The sequence below is a fragment of the Rhodococcus sp. T9N genome, assembly GCF_024436645.1.
In the GTDB taxonomy this organism is placed as follows: Bacteria; Actinomycetota; Actinomycetes; order Mycobacteriales; family Mycobacteriaceae; genus Rhodococcus_F; species Rhodococcus_F qingshengii.
Genome location: NZ_JAMSKS010000017.1, coordinates 88,690 through 110,812, shown reverse-complemented (window position 1 = coordinate 110,812; position 22,123 = coordinate 88,690). Strand labels below are relative to the sequence as shown.

General features: G+C 63.0%; 21 protein-coding genes and 1 pseudogene. 14 read left to right on the top strand and 8 right to left on the bottom strand.

Going from position 1 to position 22,123, the window contains the following annotated elements; all coding sequences use genetic code 11:
- Nucleotides 1-113: 113 nt before the first annotated feature.
- Nucleotides 114-1,088: a heme A synthase gene (locus tag M1L53_RS24525; protein WP_021332987.1), complete on the top strand. Its 975-nt coding sequence runs from the start codon at nt 114-116 to the stop codon at nt 1,086-1,088.
- 63 nt (nt 1,089-1,151) lie between these two features.
- Here the strand turns inward: M1L53_RS24525 and M1L53_RS24520 are convergent, their stop codons facing one another.
- A complete protein-coding gene (locus M1L53_RS24520; RefSeq protein WP_003945032.1) occupies nt 1,152-1,514 on the bottom strand; it encodes a hypothetical protein in 363 nt (120 codons plus the stop codon).
- Between the two features lie 83 nt (nt 1,515-1,597).
- Here M1L53_RS24520 and M1L53_RS24515 point away from each other — a divergent pair, with 83 nt between their 5' ends.
- On the top strand, nt 1,598-2,563 hold the full coding sequence (locus M1L53_RS24515; RefSeq protein ID WP_054188221.1) for a quinone oxidoreductase: 966 nt from the start codon (nt 1,598-1,600) through the stop codon (nt 2,561-2,563).
- Nucleotides 2,564-2,619: 56 nt separating this feature from the next.
- Here M1L53_RS24515 and M1L53_RS24510 read toward each other — a convergent pair whose 3' ends face one another.
- Nucleotides 2,620-3,603 (bottom strand): heme o synthase, encoded by a 984-nt coding sequence (locus M1L53_RS24510; RefSeq protein ID WP_003944994.1) that lies wholly within the window; start codon nt 3,601-3,603, stop codon nt 2,620-2,622.
- A gap of 201 nt (nt 3,604-3,804) precedes the next feature.
- Here M1L53_RS24510 and tkt point away from each other — a divergent pair, with 201 nt between their 5' ends.
- From tkt to M1L53_RS24455, 11 genes and pseudogenes are all read left to right on the top strand, one after another.
- Nucleotides 3,805-5,907 carry a transketolase gene (tkt, locus tag M1L53_RS24505; protein WP_003944976.1) on the top strand — a complete coding sequence of 701 codons (2,103 nt, stop codon included), beginning with the start codon at nt 3,805-3,807 and terminating at the stop codon, nt 5,905-5,907.
- A gap of 5 nt (nt 5,908-5,912) precedes the next feature.
- Entirely contained in the window at nt 5,913-7,037 is a 1,125-nt protein-coding gene (tal, locus tag M1L53_RS24500) for a transaldolase (protein ID WP_039972890.1), read from the top strand.
- Between the two features lie 4 nt (nt 7,038-7,041).
- On the top strand, nt 7,042-8,586 hold the full coding sequence (zwf, locus tag M1L53_RS24495; protein ID WP_030536404.1) for a glucose-6-phosphate dehydrogenase: 1,545 nt from the start codon (nt 7,042-7,044) through the stop codon (nt 8,584-8,586).
- Nucleotides 8,586-9,494: a glucose-6-phosphate dehydrogenase assembly protein OpcA gene (opcA, locus tag M1L53_RS24490; RefSeq protein ID WP_003944921.1), complete on the top strand. Its 909-nt coding sequence runs from the start codon at nt 8,586-8,588 to the stop codon at nt 9,492-9,494. Before zwf ends, opcA begins: the two co-directional genes overlap by 1 nt.
- Nucleotides 9,487-10,227: a 6-phosphogluconolactonase gene (gene pgl, locus M1L53_RS24485; RefSeq protein WP_054188220.1), complete on the top strand. Its 741-nt coding sequence runs from the start codon at nt 9,487-9,489 to the stop codon at nt 10,225-10,227. Before opcA ends, pgl begins: the two co-directional genes overlap by 8 nt.
- 324 nt (nt 10,228-10,551) lie before the next feature.
- Nucleotides 10,552-11,471: pseudogene (locus M1L53_RS24480) on the top strand (SDR family oxidoreductase).
- A gap of 25 nt (nt 11,472-11,496) precedes the next feature.
- Nucleotides 11,497-11,841, top strand: coding sequence for an iron chaperone (locus M1L53_RS24475; protein ID WP_054188219.1), 345 nt, complete (start codon nt 11,497-11,499; stop codon nt 11,839-11,841).
- Nucleotides 11,842-11,873: 32 nt separating this feature from the next.
- Nucleotides 11,874-12,596 carry an AAA family ATPase gene (locus M1L53_RS24470; RefSeq protein ID WP_054188218.1) on the top strand — a complete coding sequence of 241 codons (723 nt, stop codon included), beginning with the start codon at nt 11,874-11,876 and terminating at the stop codon, nt 12,594-12,596.
- Between the two features lie 27 nt (nt 12,597-12,623).
- Nucleotides 12,624-12,944: a TfoX/Sxy family protein gene (locus M1L53_RS24465; protein WP_003944891.1), complete on the top strand. Its 321-nt coding sequence runs from the start codon at nt 12,624-12,626 to the stop codon at nt 12,942-12,944.
- Nucleotides 12,945-13,078: 134 nt separating this feature from the next.
- A complete protein-coding gene (locus tag M1L53_RS24460; protein ID WP_230359854.1) occupies nt 13,079-13,327 on the top strand; it encodes a hypothetical protein in 249 nt (82 codons plus the stop codon).
- Between the two features lie 172 nt (nt 13,328-13,499).
- Nucleotides 13,500-14,012, top strand: coding sequence for a hypothetical protein (locus tag M1L53_RS24455; protein ID WP_230587563.1), 513 nt, complete (start codon nt 13,500-13,502; stop codon nt 14,010-14,012).
- Here M1L53_RS24455 and M1L53_RS24450 read toward each other — a convergent pair.
- The 3 genes from M1L53_RS24450 to secG form a co-directional block, all read right to left on the bottom strand.
- Nucleotides 13,999-14,784, bottom strand: a complete 786-nt coding sequence (locus tag M1L53_RS24450) for an oxidoreductase (RefSeq protein WP_042919818.1) — start codon at nt 14,782-14,784, stop codon at nt 13,999-14,001. The genes M1L53_RS24455 and M1L53_RS24450 overlap by 14 nt on opposite strands.
- Nucleotides 14,785-14,888: 104 nt before the next feature.
- Entirely contained in the window at nt 14,889-17,663 is a 2,775-nt protein-coding gene (ppc, locus tag M1L53_RS24445) for a phosphoenolpyruvate carboxylase (RefSeq protein ID WP_030536411.1), read from the bottom strand.
- 103 nt (nt 17,664-17,766) lie between these two features.
- Nucleotides 17,767-18,000, bottom strand: coding sequence for a preprotein translocase subunit SecG (secG, locus tag M1L53_RS24440; RefSeq protein ID WP_003944946.1), 234 nt, complete (start codon nt 17,998-18,000; stop codon nt 17,767-17,769).
- Between the two features lie 209 nt (nt 18,001-18,209).
- Between secG and M1L53_RS24435 the strand changes: the two genes are divergently transcribed.
- Entirely contained in the window at nt 18,210-18,980 is a 771-nt protein-coding gene (locus tag M1L53_RS24435; RefSeq protein ID WP_050656344.1) for a tyrosine-protein phosphatase, read from the top strand.
- Between the two features lie 89 nt (nt 18,981-19,069).
- Here the strand turns inward: M1L53_RS24435 and tpiA are convergent, their stop codons facing one another.
- The 3 genes from tpiA to gap are packed head-to-tail and all read right to left on the bottom strand — an operon-like array spanning nt 19,070 to nt 22,110.
- Nucleotides 19,070-19,855, bottom strand: a complete 786-nt coding sequence (tpiA, locus tag M1L53_RS24430) for a triose-phosphate isomerase (protein WP_042445664.1) — start codon at nt 19,853-19,855, stop codon at nt 19,070-19,072.
- 6 nt (nt 19,856-19,861) lie between these two features.
- Entirely contained in the window at nt 19,862-21,073 is a 1,212-nt protein-coding gene (locus M1L53_RS24425) for a phosphoglycerate kinase (RefSeq protein WP_003944901.1), read from the bottom strand.
- Nucleotides 21,074-21,090: 17 nt separating this feature from the next.
- Nucleotides 21,091-22,110: a type I glyceraldehyde-3-phosphate dehydrogenase gene (gene gap / locus M1L53_RS24420; protein WP_003944851.1), complete on the bottom strand. Its 1,020-nt coding sequence runs from the start codon at nt 22,108-22,110 to the stop codon at nt 21,091-21,093.
- Between the last annotated feature and the right edge of the window lie 13 nt (nt 22,111-22,123).

Below are 22,123 nucleotides of genomic sequence, written 5' to 3'. Positions count from 1 at the left end.
CCCAACGACGCGGGGCAGGCGCGGAGCGAGCTGGCCCCAACGACGCGGGGCAGGCGCGGAGCGAGCTGGCCCCAACGACACTGTGTAGTTGATGGGGAACTACGATCGTTGGCGTGGTGAATCGTGTGTATGCCGGATTTTTACGCTTGGTGGATCGACTACCTCTCCCCTCGCTGAAAACGCAGAAAATCATCGCGTTCATCGTGATCCTGACGCAGGGCGGCATCGCTGTCACCGGCGCGGTGGTGCGCGTGACGGACTCGGGACTCGGTTGCCCGACGTGGCCGCAGTGCTTCCCCGGTAGCTTCGTCCCGGTCGGCCACGGACAGGTCGCGGTGATTCACCAAGCCGTCGAGTTCGGCAACCGCCTGCTGACCTTCCTGGTCGTCATCGTCGCCGCTGCGATCGTGCTTGCGGTGACTCGCGCTCGCCGACGCAAAGAGGTGCTTGTCTACGCCTGGATGATGCCGCTCGGCACTGTCGTTCAGGCAGTGATCGGCGGTATCACCGTCCTCACAGGCTTGCTGTGGTGGACGGTCGCCATTCACCTGGTTGCGTCGATGCTGATGGTCTGGGTTGCCACGGTGATGTACGCGAAGATCGCGGAACCCGACGAAGCAACAACTCTGGTCGTGATGCCGAAGCCGCTGCGCTGGCTTACCGCGCTGTCAGGTGTCGCGCTCGCCGGCGTTTTGGTCGCTGGAACTCTCGTAACGGGCGCAGGCCCGCACGCCGGCGACAAGGGGCTGGACCGGACGGTGCCTCGCCTGGAGATCGAGATCGTGACGCTAGTCCATCTGCACTCACAGCTTCTGGTCGGATATCTCGCGCTGGTCGTGGGTCTGACCTTCGGCCTGTATGCGGTCGGGACATCCGCAGCCGTGAAGATCCGTCTGAAGGTCCTGCTGGGACTGATCCTCGCGCAGTCGCTCATCGGTGTCGTGCAGTACTTCACCGATGTGCCGGAAGTTCTGGTGATCATGCACGTCGCCGGTGCGGGACTGTGCACGGCTGCGACCGCAGCAGTTTGGGCTGCGGGTAAGACCCGCCAGTACACGCCGACCAATTCGCCCATACCAGCTGTCTGACGCTTCAAGACACGTGTGGGGCGTAGGAACACCAAAAGGTGTTCCTACGCCCCACACGTCATTTCAGGATTCGTTGCGAGCTTTCGGGAACCGAGTCTGGTTGGCGACCCAACCGGCCATCTTCTTGAAATGGCCTTCCTGCGGGGTGACGATGCTCGTCAGTTCGCGCTCCCACTCGGCGACGGTGACGTTGTCGAAGGACGCGACGACCGCGTTTGCCGTGGCGAGGTCCTCGACGACCTGATCACCGAGGATGCCGTCGGCACCTACGAGGGTGATGCGAACGCCGGCCAGGCCGACCGGCTGGATGACGGCGCTGGCGGAGCCGCCGTGCTCGGCGACGAACTTGGTGATGGCGTTCACCGTGGACTTCGGCAGTTCCGGCGCGGACGGGGTGGCGTCCGACTTCTCGGTATCGGTGCTCATGACTCGACAATACTGGTCGGTAGCCCGGAAGCGACACCAGGCATGGACTGAGCGTCGGCCGCCTCGGGTGTAGAACAGAAACCATGCGAGCCATCTACGTGACCGAGACCGGCGGACCAGACGTTCTGACTCTGACCGAACAACCCGAACCGACACCCGGCCCAGGCGATCTACTCGTCAAGACCGAAGCGATCGGCATCAATTTCATCGACACGTACTTCCGAATGGGCCAGTACAAGCGTCCGCTCCCCTACATTCCCGGCGACGAGGGCAGCGGTGTTGTCGAAGCTGTCGGCTCCGACGTCAACGAATTCTCCGTGGGCGACCGGGTCGCGTGGGCCGCTGCCACTGGCAGCTATGCCGAGAAGGTGGCTGTTCCCGCCGCAGTCGCCGTGAAAGTGCCTGACGGTGTCCCTGCATCGGCCGCAGCGTCGGCGCTCCTGCAGGGGATGACGGCGCACTACCTCGCGAAGTCGACGTATCCGATCCAGAGCGGCGACACCGTGCTCGTGCACGCAGGCGCGGGCGGCGTCGGGTTGATCCTGACGCAGATAGCCGTCAGCCTCGGGGCGAAGGTCATCACGACTGTGTCATCGGATGCAAAGGAAGAACTCTCGCGCGGCGCGGGTGCCTCGGAGGTTCTGCGGTACGACGAGGACATCGCAGCGCGAGTCCGGGAGTTGACCGGCGGCGAAGGAGTAGCGGCGGCATACGACGGGGTCGGCGCGACAACTTTTGATTCGAGCTTGGCTTCCGTGCGCATCCGCGGCACGGTCGCTTTGTTCGGTGCGGCCAGTGGACCGGTTCCGCCGGTTGATCCGCAGCGGCTCAATTCGTCGGGTTCGCTGTTCCTGACGCGTCCGACGCTCGCGCATCACATTCGCACTCGAGAGGAACTGACCTGGCGTGCCGGCGATGTCTTCGACGCCATTGCGGCCGGGAAACTCGATATTCGCGTCGGCGCCGAGTATCCCCTCGCCGATGCGGCAACAGCGCATCGGGATCTGGAAGGTCGAGCAACGACCGGGTCGATCGTTCTGATCCCCTAGCGAAGTGCTGTGCGCCTTTATTACCCGCCCGCGTTTAATAATGGCGCACAGCAGAATCAGCTGAGCATGTCGCTGATCGTCTGGAGTCCGAGAACCGAGTCGACGGCGAGGCCGACGAACACGATCGCAAGATAGTTGTTGGACTGCAGGAACAAGCGTAGCGGTTTGACCTGAGCACCACCGCGAACGCTGCGGTACAGCTGATGTGCCATGAGCAGGAACCACGCACCGGCAACGATGGTGATGGCGGCGTAGATGACTCCCGATGCGGGCACGAGGACAAGCGTCGTGACGACCATTGCCCAGCTGTAGAACAGAATCTGCTTGGTGACGTGCTCTTCGGTGGCGATCACCGGAAGCATGGGAACACCGGCAGCTTTGTAGTCCTCTTTGTATCGCATCGCCAGCGCCCAGGTGTGCGGCGGCGTCCAGAAGAAGATGATCAGGAACAGCACGACGGGCTGCCAGCTCAGCGACCCGGTGACAGCGGCCCAGCCCACGAGGACGGGCATACATCCGGCTGCGCCACCCCAGATGACGTTCTGCCAGGTACGACGCTTGAGAACCATCGTGTAGATGAGGACGTAGAACGCGATCGTGATCACGACGAGGATGCCGGCTAGGAGGTTGGCTCGCCACCACAGCCAAAGGAACGACGCGAGTCCGAGAAGGAGCCCGAAGACGAGCGCGTTGCGCGTCGGCACCGCCTCGCGGGCCAGCGGACGCTTCGCCGTGCGCTTCATGACCTTGTCGATGTCGGCGTCGACGACGCAGTTGAGCGAGTTCGCACTCGCCGCGCCCATCCAGCCACCGAAGAGGGTGCTGAGGATCAGAACGATGTCGACCGTTCCGCGATCGGCCAGCAGCATTGCCGGAATGGTTGCCACCAACAGCAATTCGATCACTCGCGGCTTCGTGAGCGCGATATAAGCCAGAACCTTGCCCGTTGCGCGACCCCACACCGTATCGGTATTGGTCGCCCGCGGGGCGGCACCTGGGCTGCCGAAGCCATGTCCGCTCGGCTGTTGCCCTGTCCGCACGTTCTCTCCTTGCACCACGCGTTACCGCACTAACTCTTCACGACACACTGCTGACACTGTTCTCTACTACGAACGATGGTAGACCGCAGCCATTGAGGAACCGAATCGACCCGGACAGCCAGGACCATTAGGCTGGGTTACGCAGTGGAGGGACACCCCACCCTCGCAATCCACGTACACCATGTCAGGAGACATCTGCCAGTGTCGATCACAGACGAGATCCACGTCCTCACGCAACCCGTCCACCCCTCGGACTGGACCGACCTGGACACCAAGGCTGTCGATACCGCCCGCGTGCTCGCCGCCGACGCGGTTCAGAAGGTCGGCAACGGCCATCCCGGAACTGCAATGAGCTTGGCGCCGTTGGCATACACCCTCTTCCAGCGCGTCATGCGCCACGATCCTTCGGATGCAGAATGGGTCGGCCGTGACCGCTTCGTTCTCTCCTGTGGCCATTCATCCTTGACGCTGTACACCCAGCTCTACCTGTCGGGCTACGGCCTCGAGCTCGCTGACCTCGAAGCTCTCCGCACGTGGGGCGCACTGACCCCCGGCCACCCCGAGGTCGGCCACACCGTCGGCGTTGAGATGACCACCGGTCCGCTGGGCCAGGGCCTTGCGTCCGCAGTCGGTATGGCGATGGCTGCGCGTCGTGAGCGCGGACTGTTCGATCCGGAGACCCCGGTCGGCTCCTCCCCCTTCGACCATCACATCTACGTGATCGCGTCCGACGGTGACATCGAAGAAGGCGTCACGTCCGAGGCCTCGTCCCTCGCCGGGGTCCAGGAACTGGGCAACCTCATCGTCTTCTACGACGACAACAAGATCTCCATCGAGCACGACACCACCATCGCTCTCGGCGAAGACGTCGGAAAGCGATACGAGGCGTACGGCTGGCACGTTCAGCACGTCGAAGGTGGCGAGAACGTCTCCGGCATCCTCGACGCGGTTGCCGCGGCCAAGGCCGTCGTCGATCGTCCGTCCATCATCTTGCTCCGCACCATCATCGGTTTCCCGGCTCCGAAGAAGATGAACACCGGCGACGTCCACGGCTCCGCTCTCGGTGCCGACGAAGTTGCAGCGGTCAAGGAAGCCCTCGGCTTCGATCCGGCCAAGTCCTTCGACGTCGACGCCGACGCTCTGGCTCACGCCCGTGAGGTCGTCTCCCGCGGCGCCGACGCACGCAAGGCATGGCAGGTCGAGTTCGACGCGTGGGCTGCACGTGAGACCGAGCGCAAGGAACTCTTCGACCGCCTGTTCGCCGGTGAGTTCCCCGCCGGCTGGGCCGACGCTCTCCCGACCTACGAGGCCGACGCCAAGGGCGTTGCGACTCGCAAGGCCTCCGGTTCGGCGCTCAACGCGCTCGGACCGATCCTGCCCGAGCTGTGGGGCGGCTCCGCCGACCTCGCCGGTAGCAACAACACCACCATCAAGGGCGCAGATTCGTTCGGCCCGTTCTCCATCTCCACAAACGACTGGAATGCGCAGCCTTACGGCCGCACGCTCCACTTCGGCATCCGCGAGCACGCGATGGGCTCGATCCTCAACGGCATCGCGCTTCACGGACCCACCCGCCCGTACGGCGGAACCTTCATGGTCTTCTCCGACTACATGCGTCCGGCGGTTCGCCTGGCCGCACTGATGAAGACTGCCGTCACCTACGTCTGGACCCACGACTCCATCGGTCTCGGCGAAGACGGCCCGACCCACCAGCCGGTCGAGCACCTCGCTGCTCTTCGTGCGATCCCGAACCTCGCCGTCGTCCGCCCGGGTGACGCCAACGAGACCTCTTTCGCATGGCAGGCAGCACTCGAGAACAAGACGGGCCCGACGGCTCTGGCACTCACGCGCCAGGACATCCCGGTTCTCGAAGGCACCAAGGAGAAGGCTGCCGAGGGTGTCAAGCGCGGCGCTTACGTCCTCGTCGACGCAGCCAACGGTTCGCCGGAGGTCATCTTGCTGGCGACCGGTTCCGAACTGCATCTGGCCACCGAGGCTCGCGAAACCCTCGAAGCTCAGGGCGTCGCAACCCGCGTTGTTTCCGTGCCGTGCCTCGATTGGTTCCTCGAGCAGGATCAGGCGTACCGCGACGAGGTCATTCCGCCCGCCGTGCGCGCGCGTGTGTCCGTCGAAGCCGGCATCGCGATGCCGTGGTGGCGCATCCTCGGCGACGCCGGTCAGGCCGTCTCGCTCGAGCACTACGGCGCTTCCGCCGATTACAAGACCTTGTTCCGGGAGTTCGGCATCACTGCCGACGCGACTGTCGAAGCCGCGCAGCGCTCCCTCGCAGCTGTGAAGGGATGATCTCGATGACACAGAACGTGAATACCGAAAAGCTCTCCGCTGCAGGCGTTTCCATCTGGCTCGACGACCTCTCGCGGGATCGCATCCAGTCCGGCAACCTGCAGAACCTCATCGACACGAAGTCGATCGTGGGTGTCACGACCAACCCGTCGATCTTCCAGGCGGCACTGTCCAAGGGATCGGCGTACGACGCTCAGGTCCGTGAGCTCGCACAGCGCGGCGCCGATGTCGACGCCACCATCACCGCGGTGACCACCGACGACGTGCGTGCTGCGTGCGACATCCTGGCTCCGCAGTTCGAGGCGTCGAACGGCGTCGACGGCCGCGTGTCCATCGAAGTCGATCCTCGCCTGGCACACGACACCGACGCCACCGTCGCGCAGGCGATCGAGCTGCACAAGATCGTCGATCGCCCGAACGTCCTGATCAAGATTCCCGCGACGCTGGCAGGCATTCCCGCCATCGCCAAGGTGATCGGTGAGGGCATCAGCGTCAACGTCACCTTGATCTTCTCGGTCGAGCGCTACGAGGCAGTCATGGGCGCATACCTGGAAGGTCTGGACACCGCCAAGGCTGCCGGCCGCGACATCTCGTCCATCGAGTCGGTCGCCTCGTTCTTCGTCTCCCGCGTGGATTCCGAGATCGACAACCGCCTCACGGCAATCGGCACGCCGGAAGCCCTCGAGCTTCGTGGCAAGGCTGCACTCGCAAACGCACGTCTGGCGTACAACGCGTACCAGCAGATCTTCGAGGTGCAGCCGCGCTTCCAGGCTCTTCTGGCCGACGGCGCCAAGGCTCAGCGTCCGCTGTGGGCGTCGACCGGCGTGAAGAACCCGGATTACCCCGACACTCTCTACGTCACCGAGTTGGTTGCGCCGAACACGGTCAACACCATGCCGGAGAAGACGCTCGACGCTCTCGCCGACCATGGCGAGATCACCGGCGACACGATCTCGGGCACAGCTCAGGAGTCACAGGCGGTCTTCGATCAGCTCGCTGCAGTCGGCATCGATCTTGCGGACGTGTTCAAGGTCCTCGAGACAGAGGGCGTCGACAAGTTCGAGGTGTCCTGGAACGAGTTGCTCGACGCAACCGCCGAGCAGCTCCGCGCAGCAACCCAGAAGAGCTGAGCCTGTGAGCGATTCCGCGGCGGCATCAGATTGGGTGAATCCCCTTCGGGACAGCACCGACAAACGGCTTCCGCACATTGCGGGGCCCTGCGCCCTGGTGATTTTCGGTGTTACCGGCGACCTTGCCAGGCGCAAGCTCATGCCCGCCATCTACGACCTCGCCAACCGTGGACTGTTGCCGCCCGGATTCGCTTTGGTCGGGTTCGCCCGGCGTGACTGGACGGACGAGGACTTCACGAACGTCGTCCTCGAAGCAGTCAAGGACGGCGCTCGCACCAAGTTCCGTCAGGACGTCTGGGAGAGGCTCGCCGAAGGTATCCGGTTCGTGGAGGGCAGTTTCGACGAGGCCGAGGCCTTCCAGAACCTGTCCGACACGTTGGCCACGCTCGACAACGAACGTGGTATCGGCGGCAATCACGGTTTCTACCTTGCGATTCCGCCCAACGCGTTTCCTCAGGTGCTCGAGCAACTGTCGGCGTCGGGCCTCGCGCAGGCCGAGGACGGTCAGTGGCGACGAGTCGTCATCGAGAAGCCGTTCGGCCACGACCTCGAGAGCGCTCGCGAACTGAACGCCGTCGTCAACAAGGTGTTCCCCGAGGACACGGTCTTCCGTATCGACCACTACCTCGGTAAGGAAACCGTCCAGAACATTCTGGCTCTGCGCTTCGCGAACCAGTTGTTCGATCCGATCTGGAACGCGCACTACGTCGACCACGTTCAGATCACGATGGCCGAGGACATCGGCCTCGGTGGACGCGCGGGGTACTACGACGGCATCGGCGCGGCCCGTGACGTGATCCAGAACCACCTGCTGCAGTTGCTCGCGTTCACGGCGATGGAAGAACCCATCAGCTTCGAGCCGCTCAATCTGCAGGCGGAGAAGATCAAGGTCCTCTCGGCTACTCGCCTTGCCGAGCCCCTCGACGAGACCACCGCCCGCGGCCAGTACGCGGGCGGCTGGCAGGGTGGGCTGCCGGTGGTCGGGCTCCTCGAAGAAGACGGCTTCGCAGCGGACTCCATCACGGAGACCTTTGCCGCCATCACCCTCGAGGTCGACACCCGCCGCTGGGCGGGTGTGCCGTTCTACCTGCGCACGGGCAAACGACTCGGACGCCGTGTCACCGAGATCGCGGTGGTGTTCAAACGTGCACCGCACCTACCGTTCGACAAGACGATGACCGAAGACCTCGGCCAGAACGCTCTGGTCATCCGCGTGCAGCCCGACGAGGGCGTCACCATGCGGTTCGGCTCGAAGGTTCCCGGATCGAGCATGGAAGTCCGTGACGTCAACATGGACTTCTCGTACGGCCAGGCTTTCACCGAGTCGTCTCCGGAGGCGTACGAGCGGCTCATTCTCGACGTGTTGCTCGGCGAGCCGTCTCTGTTCCCGGTGAATGCCGAAGTCGAATTGTCTTGGGAGATCCTCGATCCCGTCCTCGAGCACTGGGCTGCCGGCGGTAAGCCGGAACCCTACGAGGCCGGAACGTGGGGACCACCGTCTGCGGACGAAATGATGCAACGCACCGGACGCGAATGGAGGCGACCCTAGTGATTCTCGATTTGCCGTCCACCACCACGGTCCAGGTCAGCAAGAAACTGGTCGAGGTACGTAAGACCGGCGGCGCTGTCACCTTGGGACGAGTGTTGACGCTCGTCGTCTGCACCAGGGACACCGGGAATGCCGAGGAAGCCATCGAGGCCGCCAACGAAGCAAGCCGCGAGCACCCTTGCCGCGTCATCGTGCTTCTGCGTGGCGACGAGCAGAGTGAGCCCAGGCTCGATGCTCAGATCCGTGTCGGCGGGGACGCCGGCGCCTCGGAGGTTGTCGTGTTGCGTCTCTACGGTCCGCTTGCGGATCACGAGAGCAGCGTCGTCATCCCGTTCCTGCTCCCCGATACACCGGTAGTCGCGTGGTGGCCCCTCGAGGCACCCGAGATTCCGGCCAAGGATCCCGTCGGGAAGCTCGCGATACGGCGCATCACCGATGCCACCGGCGCCCCCGATCCGACCGCCACCATCAAGGGGCGACTCGCGTCGTACACCGCCGGCGATACCGATCTCGCCTGGAGTCGCGTCACCTACTGGCGCGCGCTCCTCGCGTCGGCTCTCGATCAGCCGCCGCACGAGAAGATCACCTCAGCGGTGGTCTCCGGTCTCAAAACCGAACCGGCACTGGATATTCTCGCCGGTTGGTTGGCGGCCAAGATCGACGGTCCGGTCATTCGGCGTACGGGTGAGCTGACGGTCGAGTTGAAGCTCGAGACCCGCAGTATCTCCATCAGTCGTCCGCAGGAGGGCACGACCGCTACGTTGATCCGCACCGGTCAGCCTGACGCGCTGGTTTCTCTGGGTCGTCGAGAGACACGCGATTGCCTCGCCGAGGAATTGCGTCGGCTCGATCCGGACGAGATCTACGAAGAAGCTCTGGCCGGATTGGAGAAGGTGACCTATGAGTGATGTTGTCGTGGAGAAGTTCTCCGACGCCGGCCAACTTGTCGACGCTGCCGCCGCACGCCTGGTCACGACCATCGTCGATGCCCAGAAGGCTCGCGGGTTTGCGTCCATCGTGCTGACTGGCGGTGGAACCGGCATCGCACTTCTCGAGAAGTTGCGTGAAGCTACCGGCGACATCGACTGGTCGCAGATCGATCTGTACTGGGGCGACGAACGGTTCCTGCCGTCCGGCGATCCCGAGCGGAACGAAGTGCAAGCACGTGAGGCGCTTCTCGATCATGTGCCGGTCGATCCCGACAGGGTACATGCGATGGCCGCATCCGACGGTATCTACGACGGTGATCCACACGGGGCGGCGACGGCGTACGAACAACTGCTGGGCGCTCAGGCACACGGGAATCAGGTTCCGACGTTCGACGTGCACCTGCTCGGTATGGGCGGCGAAGGACACGTCAACTCGTTGTTCCCGCACACCGACGCTGTTCGCGAAGAAGCGCGTTTCGTAGTCGCGGTGACGGACTCCCCCAAGCCGCCACCGGTGCGGATCACCCTCACGTTGCCTGCTGTTCGGCGAGCCAAAGAGGTCTGGCTGCTCGTCTCGGGTGCTGCAAAGGCCGAGGCTGTTGCCAAAGCCGTCGGAGGTGCTTCGGCCGACGACTGGCCGTCCGCCGGCGCCACCGGTTTGGTTGCGACACGTTGGTTCCTCGATACGGACGCTGCCTCACAGCTTCCCTGATCTGATTTCACAGATCTGATTCACACAGGTCGGGAATCGTCTTCCGGCGATTCCCGGCTTGGTGGTACGTCGACGACTTTCTCACCGTGGCGACTTTCGACTACCCGCCGAGTCCGGATCCGATGCGAATTTCCTTTTGACGGAACGGAACTCAATCCCGAGATCCCGTTTCTCCAACCGGCACTGCGCCCCACACAACGATTCATCTCTCCCCCTGCCTCCTTCATCCGAATGATTACTACCTTGGACGCCGCGAAGTAAGGTTCGGTTCCGCAGATCGCGTTCACTCTTGAACGAAGCAATCCAGGCGAGAACAATCGAACAATGTCGTGGACACCGAATCCGGACGCACTTCGCGGGCGAGTGGCTGTAGTTGCCGGGGCGACGAGGGGCGCCGGACGCGGAATCGCCGCGGCCTTGGGCGAGGCCGGTGCAACCGTCATCTGCACTGGCCGGAGCACATCTGCCGGAATTCTTCAGTCGGACTATCCGCGCGGAGAGACCATCGAAGAGACGGCAGAGTTGGTCACCGAACTGGGCGGCGTCGGCGTGCCGATTGCCGTCGATCATCTCAAGAGCAAACAAGTGGCTGATCTCGCCGAACGCTTGCGAATCGACTATCACCATATCGACATCTTGGTCAACGATATCTGGGGCGCGGAATTACTCAAGGGTGGGCCGGCGGAGTGGAACACGCCGGTATGGGAACACGATCTGGACAAGGGGTTTCACATCTTGCGTCTGGCGATCGACACCCACATCACCACGTCGCACCACCTCCTGCCGCTCATGACCGATCGGCCAGGCGGACTGGTCGCCGAAATAACCGATGGCACTACCGAATACAACGCATCGAACTATCGAATCTCGGTGTTCTACGACTTGGCCAAGCTGTCCGTGAACAGGCTCGCATTTTCGCAAGGCCACGAACTTGCCCCGTTCGGCTGTACTGCCGTCGCCATCACTCCCGGGTTCCTGCGATCGGAGATGATGCTCGACAATTTTGGTGTCGGCGAATCGAATTGGCGTGACGCTTTGTTGCCGGAGCGGGATGGTCCGACTGCGCCCGCGGGTTTCGCACGCTCCGAGTCACCGAGATTCATCGGACGTGCGATCGCGGCCATCGCTGCCGATCCGAATCGACAGCGATGGAATCAGCGACGGTCAGTTCAGGCGAACTCGGAACGGAATACGGGTTCACCGACGCGGACGGCAGCCGCCCCGATTTCTGGCGGACCAAATGAATCCGGCTGCGATTATGATCCGCGCATGGCCGAATTCGCGACGATCGACGAATACATCGCTTCGTTTCCCACCGACGTGCAACCAGCCCTCGAGAGTATCCGCGAGACGATTCACAACACGGTTCCAGGCCTCGATGAGACCATCAGCTATCAGATGCCGACCATGACGGTGAACGGAAAGAACCTGATTCACTTCGCAGGCTGGAAAAACCACATCTCGATGTACCCGCTCCCGGCGGGTGACGCCGAGTTCGAGAAGTCCGTCGACCCTTACCGGGCTGCGAAATCAACCGTGAAGTTCCCGCTGAACAAACCGATCCCTCTCGATCTCGTGGCTCGGATCGTCGAATTGCTCGCGCAGCGCCACTAACGTCCGTTCTCGTCGGAGCCTTGTGAGAACGTATGGCCGTGCAGAGACAACCCATCCGGCGCATCAAGGCCGGGCCATCGTCGGGCGCCGACGTAGGCAGCTGGCCGATGACGGTGCCTGCAGTCGCGCAGATCGTTCAGGACGGTCTCGAGCTACCACCGGGTGTCACCATTCTGGTCGGCGAAAACGGAGCGGGAAAGTCGACCGTCATCGAAATTATTGCCGCCGTTCTCGGTCTCAACGCCGAAGGCGGGTCGACCAATACGCGGCATCAGACTCGATCGAGTGAACCGGGCGGCCTCGACCTTGTGATCGAGCGGAGTCCCGGAGCATCGAAGTGGGCGTACTACCTCCGAGACGAAACCCTGCACGGTTTGTACACGTACTTGGAGGACAACCCCAATCCCAAGCGACCTGAACCGCTTTACCATCACCTCTCCCACGGTGAGGCGCTGCTCGAGATCCTGTCGTCGAGGACCGCCGACGGCGGCTTCTATCTCGTCGACGAACCCGATGCCGCACTCTCCTTCCAGGGGACCCTGACACTGGCCGCGCTGCTCGGCGAGTTGGTGGAATCCGGCGCGCAGGCGGTGATCGCGACGCACTCGCCGATCATCGCGGCGCTGCCGAACGCCAACCTGCTCGAGATCGGCGAATGGGGAATCCGAGCCTCGAGCTGGGAGGACCTCGATCTGGTCTCGAACTGGCAGCGGTTCCTTCACGACCCGCACACGTACCTGCGCCATCTGATCTAACCTGGAACTCCACCCCAGGAGGCCTCCATGGCATACGACAAAGCGCTGGCTGAGCGTATCCGCGATGCGCTCTCGGGCGAGGACGACGTCGAGGAAGTAAAGATGTTCGGTGGGCTGAGCTTCATGGTGAACGGGAAGCTGGCCGCCAGTGCGAACTCACACGGCAACATCATGGTTCGGTGTGACCCCGATCGAGTCGACGAGCTTCTGACGCACAAGGGTGCAAGCTGGCCCGAGATGCGGGGTAAGCCGATGAGCAAGGGATGGATCGTCGTCGACCGAACCGGGACGAGTTCGAACGTCGAATTCAACGCGTGGATCAAGGAAGCTCTGGACTTCGTTCACTGACAGCTGGGGTGCGTTGCCGAAGATATCTCACGAGACTGGTGTGGCCGCGGGCTCTCGCGTCGATGAGAGACTGAACCGTGCCCGATCGACCTGAGATTGTCTGTATCTGCGGCTCTGCGCGATTCGCTGAAGAGATGCGGGAGGCGAACCGCGACCTGACGTTCGCGGGCGTGATCGTCGTCGCGCCGGTTGAAGCAGACGAGGCGGTCTCTGTCGAGCAGAAGAACCTGCTCGACGCGCTCCATCTGCGCAAGATCGACCTCGCCGATCGGGTTCTGGTCGTCAACCCTCGCGGATACATCGGTGAGTCCACGCGCCGAGAGATCGCGTACGCGCGCGCCGCCGGCAAACCAGTGTCGTTCACGACGCCGTTTGAACAGTAAGCGCCTCGTCGGTGCGGGCCGCAACGAATATTCTCACGCCGAGTTGCTCGAGCCCTAGCGCCGGTTCGATCAATTTCGCTCGATTCGGCAAAAGTGAACTGGGCGGCCCTTAGACTCCGGAAAAGCATTGGATTGGGCGGCTCGACGCCGCGGAGGAAAGGTGGTCCGTCCCGTGACGTTCACACCCAATCAGCCGGATCACCAACGCGCCTTCGGGTTTCAGACGCCGTCGACCCGCGCAATTCCCTCCCTCATGCCCGACCGTTTCGGACCTAGCCTCATCGGATCGCTCTGGGCGTGCGCCGGGATCGTCGCCGGAAGCCTCGGCCCGTGGACGTCATCCTCTGCGCTGGACCACAGTGGTGTCGACGAATGCGGAGCGATCACTCTCGTCCTCGCTCTGTGCGCGGTGACCGCGTTGATCACCCTCATGGTTCGAGACGTCACGCCCGAGATCAAGAATCACTGCACCGGCCCTTTGGTCGGAATCGCGGTATTGATCGTTGCCGTCGGAAACGCCGCGTCCATCGTGCGACGTAGTACCGAGTTCGCAGGGCACACTGCCGGACCGTCCATCGGGTGGGGACTGTGGGTGGTCATCGCGTCCGCAGTGATCCTGTGCATCACGTCGTCGACCGTCGCGCACATGATCAGGTTTCAGGCAGCAATGATCACAAGGTCTTGATCAGACCGCCGTCGATCACGAAATCCGCGCCTGTCACGTTCCCCGCACGATCGCTGGCGAGGAACAACACCAGGTCGGCAACCTCTTCGGGGAAGGTGAACCGCCCAGTCTCGGCTCCGGCCGCGGCGCTTTCGACGATGTCGTCGGCGGCTGATCCACTCGCCTTCGCCAGAGTCGAGGCCACTCCGTGCTTGCCGAGCCACAACTCCGTTTGCACCGGGCCAGGGCTGACGGTATTGACGCGGATCCCCTGCCCGCCCAGTTCTTTCGACAACGACTTCGAGAAGTTGGTCAATGCCGCTTTGGCGGCGCTGTAGTCGATCACCGTGGGGTCAGGTAAGAATGCGTTGACCGAACTGATCGTCACGATGCTCCCTCCACCTCGGCGGATCAACTCCGGCAGCGCAGCGCGAACAGTGCGTACAGCAGACAAGAACGTCAGATTGAACGACGCCGCCCACTCTTCGTCCGTGATGGCCGCGAAACCGCTGGTTCTCGGGGTGACGGCGCCGACGTTGTTGACCAGGATGTCGACGCCGCCCCTCGCTGCTGCAACCTCGAGCAGTCGGGTTGATCCTTCGACACTCGCGAGGTCGACGCCGACAAAGGTGACGGCGCCGCCGGACTGCAGCGATTCGAGTTCCGGCGAGAGCGTCCGCGAGCCCGCGACTACGTGGACTCCCTCGGCCACCAGGGCCCGAGTGATCGCCAACCCGATACCTTTTCCCGCGCCGGTAACGACGGCAGTTCGTCCGTCCAATTGCAGATCCACTGCGGTCCCCGTTCGGTCCGGTGCGCAGCGTTGGGTGTGCGTGCGACAGCTCTAGAGTCGCCGCACGCACACCCTGGTAAACCTGCAGAACCAGCCGCTGTTACCTAGCCACTGTTACGAAGCGCAGTGGCCAGGCCGTTCATCGTCAGCTGGATACCCCGACGCACCTGATCGCTCTCGTCGCCGGAACGGTACCGACGGATCAGCTCGACCTGTAGATGGTTGAGAGGTTCGAGGTACGGGAACCGGTTGTGGACCGAACGCTCGAGGCCCGAGTTGTCGGCAAAGAGGTTCTCGTTGCCCGTGATTGCCTTGTACATGCGAATTGTGCGTTCGTGCTCGTCGGTGATCATTCCGAAGACTCGATCGCGCAGTTCGGCGTCGGGCACGAGGTCCGCGTACCGGGCCGCCAAACCGAGATCCGACTTCGACATCACCATGGCCATATTCGAGAGCACGGTTCGGAAGAACGGCCACTTCTCGTACAGGGCCGTCAACGTGGCAAGCCGAGTATCGTCTCCGTCTATCCATCTTTCGAACGCGGCGCCGGTTCCGTACCAACCCGGAAGCATCACGCGAGACTGACTCCACGAGAGCACCCAGGGAATCGCTCGCAGGTCGGAGATCGCCTTGGTCTGCTTGCGCGAGGCCGGACGAGAGCCGATGTTGAGTGCCCCGATCTCGGCGACCGGTGTCGACGCTTCGAAGTACTGCACGAATCCTGGTGTGTCGTGCACCAATTCGCTGTACGCGGTGCGGGCGAGGGCCGCGAGCTCGTCCAGTACCGCGTAGGCAGCGTCGGCATCGCTGCCGAGTCCTTCGACGTCGAGCAACGTCGACTCGATAGTCGCGGCGATGAGTGTTTCGAGGTTGCGATGTGCCAGACGCGGTTCGGCGTACTTGGCCGCAATCACCTCACCCTGCTCGGTGATTCGCAGAGAACCAGCGACTGCACCGGGAGGCTGAGCCAGAATCGCTTCGTAACTCGGTCCGCCGCCACGTCCGACGGTTCCGCCGCGGCCGTGGAAGAGCCTCAACCTGATTCCGCTCTTACGCGCGGCATCGACGAGGTCGAGCTCGGCACGGTACAGCGCCCAGTTGGCTGCCAGGTACCCGCCGTCCTTGTTCGAGTCGGAGTACCCGAGCATCACTTCTTGACTGTCACCACGGGAACGGACGATCGCACGATAGATCGGGATGTCGAGCGTCGCCAGCAATGTGTCGGCGCCGCCCTGCAGATCCTCGATCGTCTCGAACAACGGCACGATGCCGATCGGGCACGAGGGCTCGCTACCGACGCCCGGATCGAGCACCCCGACCTCTTTGAGCAGCACTGCAGCCTCGAGCATGTCACTGACCGAGGTACACATGCTGATGATGTAGTTGGGTACCGCACCCGCTCCGAGAACCCGCACTGCCTTGGCACCGGCCGCCATGATGGCCAGTTCCTTGGTGGTCAATTCGCTGAACTCGGCGTCCGGCGAAGTCAGTGGTCGCCGCGTCGTCAACTCGGCCGACAGCAATTCGACTCGATCGGCTTCCGGCAAGGACGCGTAGTCCGGGTGAACTCCGGCCCACGCCAGAAGTTCTGCGACGACGCTTTCGTGTACCTCGGAGTTCTGCCGCATGTCCAGACCGGACAGGTGAAAGCCGAACACCTCCACCGCTTCTCGGAGCCGATCGAGTCGATCGTCGGCGATGGTCTCGTCACCGAAACGACGCAACGAGGTGTCGATGATTCCGAGATCCCGCTGCAACTGTGCCGGGTCGGTGTACGCCTCGAGTCCGTCGTCGGACCCGTGGGCGGGCAACTCCCCCAGTACCGTCAGTGCTGTGGCGCTCAAGCGCCCGCGGATACCGCGAATCGCGCGACGGTACGGCTCGTCGGCCCTGAAGGCAGAGTCGTCGCCGGAGGTAGACGCCAGCAGATCGAGTTCGGGCGTGACGGAAACCAGCCGCGCCGACATCGACAGTTCACGCTCGAGATGTTCGAGTTCCTCGAGGTGATGCTCGAGAGCAGTCGCCGCAGCGCGCGACGTGGCGCGCTGGACGATTTCGCCGGTCACGTACGGATTGCCGTCTCGGTCACCGCCGATCCACGAACCCGGCCTCAGGATCGGTTCCGGCAGGAGCCCGGCGTCCGGCCAACGAGTGCGCAGAGCTTTGCGAACCTCGGCGTTGATCTTCGGAATCACCTCGAACAACGCTGCGTCGTAGTAGCGCAGGCCTACCTCGATTTCATCTTGGATGCGGAGGCGGCTGAGCCGGATCAGAGCCGTCTGCCACAGGGTCAGGATCTGACGGCGCAATTGCAGATCGACATCAGCGGTTTCTGCGACGCTCAGCGCCGTGCGCTCGCGGTATCGCATCAACTCGGTGATCCGACTCTGCGTCTCGAACACCGTACGACGTCGAGTCTCCGTCGGGTGAGCGGTGATGACGGGTGAGACCAGGGCGCCCCGCAGCGCTTCTTCGACGGTGGCCGAATCGATATCGGCTGCATCAAGTTTGGTGTACGTGGCCGCGAGAGTGCTGTCGCGGGGCGGTTCCCCCGCATTGACGTGGATGGCCCGTCGACGCTCGCGATGGATGTCCTCGGCCAGGTTGGCGAGCAGTGCGAAGTGACTGAACGCCCGGATGACGGGAATGGCGTCGTCCGTACTGATTTCGGCGAACAGCGACACCAGTTCGGCGCGATCGATCTCCGAACGACGGACTCGGAACGACTCGACACGGGCTCGCTCGACCAGATCGAACACATTGTCGCCGGCTTGCTCTCGCACTATTTGTCCGAGTATTCCGCCGAGAAGCCGGATGTCTTCGCGCAGCGGCTCGGTGGCCTCTCGCGGTGTTTCTCGATGCGACGCGGTTTCAGTCATCACACAATTATCGACCGAAACAAAGAACCCCGCTCGATAGGCGGGGTTCCGTGTATGAAATTCGTGTGTGAAATACTACCGGCTGTAAGTCATGAGGCGAGAATCAGGCGAACTTGATCTCCAGGCCGATGCCGACGATCGAAATGAGCCAGATCAACGCGGTGAAGACCGTCAACCGGTCGAGGTTCTTCTCGACAACAGTCGATCCGGACAGGCTGGACTGGACACCGCCACCGAACAGACTCGACAAACCGCCGCCCTTACCGCGATGCAGGAGCACCAAGGCGATGAGGAGCAAGCTGGTGATGACCAGCAGGATATCCAGGAACAGTTTCATGTCTGTCTACGTCCACCAATCCAATAGGGACAACTACAACCGATAACACCATACAGGCGCGCACAGATAGCCTGACCACATACCCGCCTCGCACATGACTTTGCACCCGGCCAGGCACGACTCTTGGTCAGTGGCATCAATCACACTGTCGAGATACCGATTCAGTAGTTTTTCAGTTGACGCGACTCTACCTCCGAAAGGCCGGCTCCATGCTTTCCGACACTGCCCTGCCCGACACACCACGTCTGGCTTCGATTCACAACTTCCGCGACGTGGCCGGCCCCGGGTACGTCACGACCAGCGGACAGGCGATGAGCCGCGGAGTCTTCTACCGTGCAAACGTACTGACGCCCTCGCCCGAGGATCTTGCAATCGTGGAATCGCTGGGGCTGACCGCCGTCTATGACGTGCGCTCCGAAACCGAGGCGAACGAAACTCCCGACATCGTGCCGGCGCCGGCGATGTACGCCCACATTCCCATCCTGTCCGGAAACATCCACGCCGAAGCGATGGCTCTCCGAACAGCGGACGCTGCAACAGCTTTCATGCAGAACATCAATCGCAGCTTTGTCGCAGACCCCGTCACTCGGAACGGATTTTCGCAGTTGTTCGCCGCCCTGGCGACCACCGAGGGGCCGCAACTCTTCCACTGCACGGCGGGCAAGGACCGAACAGGTTGGGCGGCAGCACTACTGCAGACACTCGCTGGTGTACCGCGCGAAACGATCACGGCGGACTACCTGCTCACGAACACGTACTCGGCCGAGTACATCGAGGCAACAGTCGCGAAGATCGCCGCTGCCACAGATGCAGACAAGGGCGAGGTGATCCGGTTGCTGCTTTCCGTCGACGCGAGTTACCTGGGCGCTGCCTTCGAGCAGGTCGAGCACCACTACGGAACCGTTGAGAACTATCTGACCGCCGGGTTGGAGCTTGCTCCCGAACTCGTCGGCGCTCTGGAAACCAAACTCCTGAGCTGACTCGCGAACAAAAAACTGCGGGCGTGTGACCTAGTCGGTCACACACCCGCAGTCTTAGTCTCGAGCAGTTTCAGCTCACTACCCGATCATCACGGGAGTGGACCGCCTGCAGCGATCGCAGACAGTGTCGCGAACTCGTCAGCCTTGAGTGACGCGCCGCCGACAAGAGCGCCGTCGACGTCGGTCTGGCCGACGATCTCTCCGACGTTCTTCGAGCTGACGCTACCGCCGTACAGAACGCGAACGCCGGCCGCGACCTCGGCGTCGGCAAGTTCGGCCACTGTTGCTCGTACCGCAGCACACACTTCCTGTGCATCGGCGGCAGAAGCGACACGGCCGGTGCCGATGGCCCAGACAGGTTCGTACGCGATGACGATCTTGGAGATCTCCTCCGCGCTCAGGCCCGCCAACGAACCCTTGAGCTGGTCGACGTTGTAGGCGACATGCTCGCCCGCTTCGCGGATCTCGAGGCCTTCGCCGATGCACACGATCGGCGTGAGGCCGTTCTTGAGAGCAGCCTTCGTCTTCGCGAGGACGGTCTCGTTGGTCTCACCGTGAAGGGTGCGACGCTCGGAGTGACCGACCACGACGAAGGTGCAACCGAGCTTGGCCAGCATGGAGCCGCTGATCTCGCCCGTGAACGCACCCGAGTCATGAGCCGAGACATCTTGCGCGCCGTACGTGAGGAGGAGCTTGTCGCCCTCGATCAGCGTCTGGACGCTTCGGATGTCGGTGAACGGCGGGATGACCGTGACGTCCACTTTGTCGAAGTACTTCGCAGGCAAAGAGAAAGCGATCTTCTGCACCAGGGCGATAGCCTCGAGGTGGTTCAGATTCATCTTCCAGTTGCCGGCGATCAACGGCTTACGTGCCATGTCGGATCAGCCTTCCAGTACTGCGATGCCAGGCAGCTCTTTGCCCTCGAGGTACTCGAGGGAAGCGCCACCACCGGTGGAAATGTGCGAGAAGCCCTCGTCCGGGATACCGAGCTGACGAACGGCTGCTGCGGAGTCGCCGCCGCCGACGACGCTGAAGGCGCCCTTCTCGGTTGCCTCCACGATTGCCTCGGCGACACCGCGGGTGCCTGCCTCGAACTTCGGGAACTCGAACACGCCCATCGGGCCGTTCCAGAACACCGTCTTGGCGCCGGTCAGGATCGCGGCAAAGCGCTTGACCGACTCCGGTCCGATGTCCAGACCCATCCAGCCGTCGGGAATCTTGTCGAACGGAACGATCTTCGACTCGGCATCGGCCGAGAAGGAGTCCGCGACGACAACATCCTGAGGGATGTGGATGACGTCGGCGTACCGGTCGAGGAGATCCTTGCAGGTCTCGATCATGGACTCTTCGCACAGCGAATTGCCCACGGACACACCCTGAGCCGCGAGGAACGTGTAGAACATTCCGCCGCCGATCACCAGAGTGTCGACCTTCGGCGCCAGTGCCTCGATGACGGCCAGCTTGTCCGAGACCTTGGAGCCACCGAGCACCACCGCGTACGGACGCGCCGCGTCCTGCGTGAGCTTGGCGAGCACCTCGACCTCGGCGCCGACCAGGTATCCGGCGTAATGCGGGAGCAGCTTCGCGACGTCGAAGACCGACGCCTGCTTACGGTGAACAACACCGAATCCGTCGGAGACGAATGCGCCGTCGTCACCGACCAGCTCGACGAGAGCCTTGGCGAGCTTGACCCGCTCGGCTTCGTCCTTGCTGGTCTCGCGAGGGTCGAAACGGATGTTCTCGAGCATCAGGACGTCACCGTCGGTGAGTCCTTCGGAACGAGCCAGCGCGTCCTGTCCCACGACGTCACCGGCGAGTTGCACGTTGCGACCGAGGATTTCGGCCAACTTCGCGGCAACCGGTGCGAGGGAGAACTTGGGATCGGGCTGACCGTCGGGGCGCCCGAGGTGCGCGGTCACGATGACCTTCGCTCCACCCTCGGCAAGTGCCCGCAGGGTGGGAGCGGACGCGACGATGCGACCCGGGTCCGTGATTTCTCCGCCATCCAACGGGACGTTGAGGTCGGAACGCACCAGTACGGTGCGCCCTTCGACCCCAGCGTCCAGCAGATCCTTCAGCGTCTGAACTGCCACTGTTATCGAAACTCCGCTCAGAGAGACTTGGCGACGAGGCCGATGAGGTCGGCGAGGCGGTTGGAGTAGCCCCACTCGTTGTCGTACCAGGAGACGATCTTGACCTGGTCGTCGATGACCTTCGTCAGACCCGAGTCGAAGATCGACGAGTGCGGGTCGGTGACGATGTCCGAGGAGACGATCGGTGCGTCGGTGTACTTCAGGATGCCCTTGAGGGGTCCTTCGGCAGCAGCCTTCATCGCAGCGTTGATCTCGTCGGCGGTGGCCGACTTCTTCAGGTTCGCGGTGAGGTCGGTGACCGAGCCCGTGGGGATCGGCACGCGCAGTGCGTAGCCGTCGAGCTTGCCGAGCAGCTGCGGGAGAACCAGGCCGATTGCCTTGGCTGCACCGGTACCGGTGGGAACGATGTTGAGGGCAGCTGCGCGGGCGCGACGGAGGTCTGCGTGCGGAGCGTCCTGCAGGTTCTGATCCTGGGTGTACGCGTGGATCGTGGTCATCAGACCCTTGACGATGCCGAACTCGTCGTCGAGAACCTTGGCGATGGGGCCGAGGCAGTTGGTGGTGCACGACGCGTTGGAGATGATGTTCTGGCTGCCGTCGTACTTGTCGTCGTTGACGCCCATCACGATGGTGATGTCTTCACCCTTGGCCGGAGCCGAGATGATGACCTTCTTGGCGCCGGCTTCGAGGTGTCCCTTGGCCTTTGCGGCGTCGGTGAAGATGCCGGTGGACTCGACGACGACGTCGACGCCCAGCTCGCCCCAGGGAAGTTCGTTCAACGGGCCACGGTGTGCGAGGGCCTTGATGCGCTGATCGCCGACGACGATCGTGTCGTCACCGTCGAGCGACACGTCGTACGGCAAACGGCCGAGGATGGAGTCGTACTTCAGCAGGTGAGCGAGCGTCGCGTTGTCAGTCAGGTCGTTGACTGCCACGATCTCGATATCGGTGGTTCCGAGCGCCTTCTGCGCATCCACCGCCCTGAAGAAGTTACGTCCGATACGGCCGAAACCGTTTACGCCAACCCGGACAGTCACAATTCGCTCCTTT

Bases quoted from the DNA above. Each gene is read 5' to 3' on its own strand.
- M1L53_RS24465 (WP_003944891.1), top strand. From the start codon at position 12,624: ATGGCATACGACAAAGCGCTGGCTGAGCGTATCCGCGATGCGCTCTCG.
- M1L53_RS24475 (WP_054188219.1), top strand. From the start codon at position 11,497: ATGGCCGAATTCGCGACGATCGACGAATACATCGCTTCGTTTCCCACC.
- M1L53_RS24470 (WP_054188218.1), top strand. From the start codon at position 11,874: ATGGCCGTGCAGAGACAACCCATCCGGCGCATCAAGGCCGGGCCATCG.
- tpiA (WP_042445664.1), bottom strand. From the start codon at position 19,855: ATGGCACGTAAGCCGTTGATCGCCGGCAACTGGAAGATGAATCTGAAC.
- M1L53_RS24515 (WP_054188221.1), top strand. From the start codon at position 1,598: ATGCGAGCCATCTACGTGACCGAGACCGGCGGACCAGACGTTCTGACT.
- ppc (WP_030536411.1), bottom strand. From the start codon at position 17,663: ATGACTGAAACCGCGTCGCATCGAGAAACACCGCGAGAGGCCACCGAG.
- pgl (WP_054188220.1), top strand. From the start codon at position 9,487: ATGAGTGATGTTGTCGTGGAGAAGTTCTCCGACGCCGGCCAACTTGTC.
- M1L53_RS24460 (WP_230359854.1), top strand. From the start codon at position 13,079: ATGCGGGAGGCGAACCGCGACCTGACGTTCGCGGGCGTGATCGTCGTC.
- M1L53_RS24435 (WP_050656344.1), top strand. From the start codon at position 18,210: ATGCTTTCCGACACTGCCCTGCCCGACACACCACGTCTGGCTTCGATT.
- tal (WP_039972890.1), top strand. From the start codon at position 5,913: ATGACACAGAACGTGAATACCGAAAAGCTCTCCGCTGCAGGCGTTTCC.
- M1L53_RS24520 (WP_003945032.1), bottom strand. From the start codon at position 1,514: ATGAGCACCGATACCGAGAAGTCGGACGCCACCCCGTCCGCGCCGGAA.
- secG (WP_003944946.1), bottom strand. From the start codon at position 18,000: ATGAAACTGTTCCTGGATATCCTGCTGGTCATCACCAGCTTGCTCCTC.